The 4,935-nt window shown below is 60.4% G+C and carries 5 protein-coding genes; all 5 read left to right on the top strand.

Annotated features, from left to right (window positions below):
* The first annotated feature begins 363 nt into the window (after positions 1 to 363).
* Entirely contained in the window at positions 364 to 1,296 is a 933-nt protein-coding gene (locus tag VJ604_RS16935) for an aldo/keto reductase (RefSeq protein ID WP_324084575.1), read from the top strand.
* A 263-nt stretch (positions 1,297 to 1,559) separates the two neighbouring features.
* The gene (locus VJ604_RS16940) at positions 1,560 to 2,186 is read left to right on the top strand and encodes an outer membrane protein (protein WP_324084576.1); all 627 of its coding nucleotides are present in this window, start codon (positions 1,560 to 1,562) and stop codon (positions 2,184 to 2,186) included.
* A gap of 395 nt (positions 2,187 to 2,581) precedes the next feature.
* A complete protein-coding gene (locus VJ604_RS16945; protein ID WP_324084577.1) occupies positions 2,582 to 3,925 on the top strand; it encodes a serine hydrolase domain-containing protein in 1,344 nt (447 codons plus the stop codon).
* Positions 3,926 to 4,119: 194 nt separating this feature from the next.
* On the top strand, positions 4,120 to 4,290 hold the full coding sequence (locus VJ604_RS16950; RefSeq protein WP_324084578.1) for a hypothetical protein: 171 nt from the start codon (positions 4,120 to 4,122) through the stop codon (positions 4,288 to 4,290).
* A 6-nt stretch (positions 4,291 to 4,296) separates the two neighbouring features.
* Positions 4,297 to 4,935 (top strand): metallophosphoesterase family protein (locus tag VJ604_RS16955; protein WP_324084579.1); only part of this gene is annotated, 639 nt, incomplete at its 3' end.

The raw sequence follows: 4,935 nt of genomic DNA on the forward strand, positions 1-4,935 counted from the left end.
GGCCGAAAACGCCCCGGGGGTAGCTTCCCCGGGGCGTTTTTTTCTGTTAAAGGGCAACACCATCTGGAGGTGAGCCGCCTTCGTGGTGAGGAGTTTCCGCACGTCCGACAGTCCCCTCTCCCGAAGGGGGAGGGTTAGGGAGGGGGAACCGACGCCCCGCATCACCGGACTACCACTCCTGCCCTCACCCGGACTTCCACCCTCTCCCCTGAAGGGGCGAGGGGATGGGTAGAGGAGAGCGGTTGGAGGAGGGGAAGCAGCTGCTGCGCGAGCAGCTGGCGCTCGATATAGCGAAATGGGAGGAAGCCGGTACACTTTCCGATGGCAAGGATGGGCGTGGATGGCTACTTTACCGGAGGAACTATGCTCTACAGAACTCTTGGCCGGACTAACGAGACAGTCTCTGCAATCGGCGTGGGCGGCTGGCATATCGGGCTTCCCAAGGTGCCCGAGGAGACCGGCATTGCCATCGTGCGGGAGGCGATCGACCGGGGCATCAACTTCTTGGACAACAGCTGGGATTACAACGAAGGTGCCAGCGAGATCAGGATGGGGAAGGCGCTCAAAGGGGGGTACCGTGACAGGGCCTTCCTGATGACCAAGATCGATGGGCGCTCGAAGAAGGAGGCGACCCGGCAGTTGGAGGAGTCACTGCGCAGGCTAGAGGTCGACACCATCGACCTGGTCCAGCACCACGAGATCCTGCGCTTCGAGGATCCTCACCGGATCTTCGACCAGGAGGGGGCCCACGCCGCGCTCCTGGAGGCCAAGGCTACCGGCAAGATCCGCTACATCGGCTTTACCGGTCACAAGGATCCCCACATCCATCTGCACATGCTGGCTGTTGCCGCCGAGTACGGCTTCACCTTCGACACCGTTCAGATGCCGCTCAACGTGATGGACGCCCACTACCGGAGCTTCCAGCACCTGGTGCTACCGGAACTGGTCAAGCACAACATCGGTGTGCTCGGGATGAAGTCGATGGCGAACGGGATCCTGCTGAAGTCGGCGACGGCGACGCCTGTCGAATGCCTGCACTACGCGCTCAACCTGCCGACCTCGGTGGTGATCACCGGAATGGACAGCATGGAGATGCTGGACCAGGCGTGTGAGGCGGTGGAGAGCTTCGTGCCGATGGGGCCGGACGAGGTTGCCTCGCTGTTGGAAAGGACCGCCAAGGCGGCCTCGCGCGGAGAATTCGAGCCCTTCAAGACCTCCTCCATCTTCGACGCCACCGCGCAAAACCCGCAGTGGCTCGGCGAGGAGCCGCAGCGGGTACAGCAGTTGATGCCTTGAGATCGCTGCCAACCCATCCTCACCCCAGCCCTCCCCTTGGAGGGGAGGGAGTGTTTGGTATGGCAGGAGAACGTTGGGGCGGGCGACCCGTGGCGCTCCTTTGATGGATCCCCTCTCGCCTGACGGCCGTTGAGTTCGGGAAATGTCTCTATTTGCAGTGACCTCGGCCCGGCGTTCCCTCCCCTTCAAGGGGAGGGTCAGGGTGAGGATGGGGCTCTTTTAGAAGGTAATGCTATGAACTGTTTTGATGAAACGGAGTGGCTATGACCAAGCTTTCCCTGTATCTCGCATTCCTGCTTGTGCTGCTGACGCCCCCCCTCTCTCTGGCCGAAGAGGGGAGGGGATATGTCGGTGGACAGGTCGGCATGTTCCTTCCCATCAAAAGCTCGGTGACAGGCGATTTCCCCACCGGGAGCGGCACCCTGACCTATGATCCTGGCCTCGTCCTGATGGCCACCGGCGGCTATCGGTTTGCCAACGGACTGCGCGGGGAAGGGGAGCTCAACTTCCGTCGCGTTACCACCGACAAGCTTAGCACCGCGATCGGCAGCGCCGGGGTGGATGGTGACGTCACCTGTTACGGCTTCATGACTAACCTCTACTACGATATCCCTACTCCCACTGTGCTGACCCTCTACCTAGGCGCGGGGGCGGGCGTGGTGGCGACCAGGTTCAGCCAGGGGACCTCCAAAGGTGCCGTGGTATGGACAGAAGGGCACGATGTCGACTTCGCCTACCAGGGGATCGCCGGCTTCGCCATCCGTTTGAATGACAGCACTTCGCTCGATCTCGTTTATCATCATTACGCCGTGCCCAGGCTGCACTTCCAGCCATTGTCGGTGGAGTTTCGAGGCCTCAACCTCGCCGCTGGCATCCGGCACTGGTTCTGACCGGGGAACCATTGCAGAAATTGGGGCTTTTATCCGGCCCTAAAAATCTGTATAGTCCCTGCGAAATATGTGATGGGGGTCACACACCTTTTGACTTTCTTGCTATATCCTACAACGAACTCGAGGAGGGCTTGCTTGTACAAGGATCAGTAGAAAGTCCGCCGGATTTGGCCGGCTCAGGCAGCCCGTGGCCCCGTCTTGCTCACTGTCAATGAAGGTGTATCGTGCGTTTCGTCACCCTTTTTTTGCTGTCCGCGTTATCCGTCCCGACTTTGCTGTTTGCCGAGGTGCAACCCCAGTCGTCACAGCCTCTTTCCCCTCTGACATCTCCTGCGGCTCCTCCCGTGACCTCTCCTGCGGCAACTCCTGCTGTGTCTCCAGCGGCAACTCCTGCGGTGTCTCCAGCGGCAGCCTGCGCCTCTTCCATCGATGGCATCCTTGACCGGGCCATCGCCCAAAACCTCATCGCAGGCGGCGTTGCGCTGATCGGCAACCGGGACGGCATCATCGCCACCGCCGCCCGCGGCCAGCTCAATCCGGCGACAGGTTCCAAAGCGCTCGACGAACGGACCATCTTCGATCTCGCCTCCCTCACCAAGGTCATCGCCACCACCCCCGCCATCATGAAGCTCCTGGATCAGGGGGTGATCAGCCTCTCCGACCCGATCGCGCGCTGGTTCCCCGAATTCGCGGAAGCCGGCCATGGCGACATCACCGTGCTCAGCCTGCTGACCCACACTTCCGGCCTTGACGACTTCAGCATCAGCCCTGAGCAGCCTATCCAGTACGCCGTTCGCAAGGCGGCTGCGGAAAAATGCCGTGCCGGGAGCCGGTTCCATTACGCCGACATCAACTTCATCCTGCTGGGCGAACTGGTGCACCGCGTCTCCGGGCAGACGCTGGACGCCTTCTGCCAGTCGCAGATCTTCGGGCCGCTCGGTGCGCAGGAGACCATGTTCCTGCCGCCCCGGGAACTCGCCGCTTCCATCGCACCGACTTCCGGCTATCAACCCGGCGTGGTGCAGGACCCCAACGCCCGCAAGTTGGGCGGTGTGGCGGGGCATGCAGGTCTTTTCTCCTCGGCCTATGACCTTTCCCTCTACGCCCGCATGATCCTGGGTGGCGGAGCGGTTGGTGACAAGCGGATCCTTTCCCAACAGATCATAGGCCAGATGACCACCCCCTACGGTTGCAGCAATGGCTCGGTGAAAAGGGGACTCGGCTGGGACATCCAGTCGCCGTTCTCCGCGCCCAAAGGGAACTACTTTTCAGAGGCTTCCTTTGGTCACACCGGCTACAGCGGCTCTTCCATCTGGATCGATCCGAAGCAGGACCTGTTCGTGATCCTTCTCACCAGGCGTGTCAACTACCGCGACACCCATGATTTCAATAAATTGCGGAGGGACGTTTCCACCGTTGCCGCCGCTGACCTCAAAGGTGCTGCTGACCTTCGCCCCTTGGCCCCCTCGTCAGCAGTAGCAAGCCTTCCCGCGCAGGTGGACCAGGCAGTGACCAATGACATCAAGGTCTACGAGGAGAATGGCATCCTGGTCGCCACCAACCTCCACAAAGTGAGCGAAGAATCGCAGCCGCGCCCGCAGCACCACCAGCGTCTTGCCAAGCTGGAGAAGCGTTGCTCGAAAGTCAGCGTAAAGCGCGGCGCCCGGGTGATGAGGGTGGCCAGGGCAGATGTCCGCCGGTCCTTGCATCACAAGAAAAAACAGGTTGTAAGAGGCTGAGTATCGACAAGGCCCTGCCGTCATCAGATGTCAGGGCCTTCCTACGTTCCGGCATTGTTCTCTCCAGCAGACCTCCCTCCTGTATACACAGTTAATAATTCCTAGTGATAATTTTTATTGATTCTGACTTTTACCTATGTTAAAAGATTAGCCTCCGTTTATCTCTGTCTGACAGTGTGCGAGGGAGCTGTGCCATGAGCGAGCATGATCTTGGTCCCAATCTCGGAATGCTTTGCCGCTGCTGTAATTTCGATTCCTACCATCTGCCGGAGACCGATGGCCTCTCTGTCAGTGAGCGCAGGCAGATCGAGGAACTTTGCAAGATGTGCATCGAAACCTTCAAACGTACCGCCGTAAATAGCTGATCCCCAATGGGCTTTTTCCGCCACATCCTCTTCGTTTTTCTGCTGGTCCCCGTCCTCGCCACCACCTGCCGCGCCGAACCGCTCTACCAGCGGTCGATGGCACTGTTCCGCGCGAACGAGACGCAGGCGAACCCGCAGGATTACAGCTTCATCGTGCTGGGGGATAGCCGGGACGGGGAGGCCGTCTTCCGTAAGGCCCTCAAGCTCGCCAAGTCGTACCATCCGCTCTTTATCCTCCATGGCGGTGACTATTCGCCGCGGGGGGGCGAGGTGGAGACGGCCGCCTTCCTTTCAGACCTCCGGAAAGAGGTCCCCGATATCCCCGTTTTCGTAGTAATGGGTAACCACGAAAATCGCAACGTCTTCGCCAGGGAGATCGGCCCCGTCGACTTCACGGTGCAGAGCAAGCAGCTGGGGTTTGCCCTGGTCGCAGTGGATGACTCCAACGACGCGTTGAAGCCTGGCGAGATTGACTACCTCCGATCCCATCTGGCCGCTGCTCCTGCCATCCGTTTCGTTGCCATGCACGTCCCCCCCAGGACCGAGAGCTGGAGCTGGCACACCTTCACCGAGGGGGCAGAGGAGCTGAAGGGGATCCTGGCCAAGGAGAAGGTGGGGGTCGCCTTCTTTTCGCATGTCCACCTC

Origin of the sequence: Geomonas sp. (assembly GCF_035254065.1) — a bacterium.
Classification (GTDB): domain Bacteria; phylum Desulfobacterota; class Desulfuromonadia; order Geobacterales; family Geobacteraceae; genus Geomonas.

Coding starts and splice junctions, on each gene's coding strand:
- VJ604_RS16935 (WP_324084575.1), top strand. CDS start 364: ATGCTCTACAGAACTCTTGGCCGGACTAACGAGACAGTCTCTGCAATC.
- VJ604_RS16940 (WP_324084576.1), top strand. CDS start 1,560: ATGACCAAGCTTTCCCTGTATCTCGCATTCCTGCTTGTGCTGCTGACG.
- VJ604_RS16950 (WP_324084578.1), top strand. CDS start 4,120: ATGAGCGAGCATGATCTTGGTCCCAATCTCGGAATGCTTTGCCGCTGC.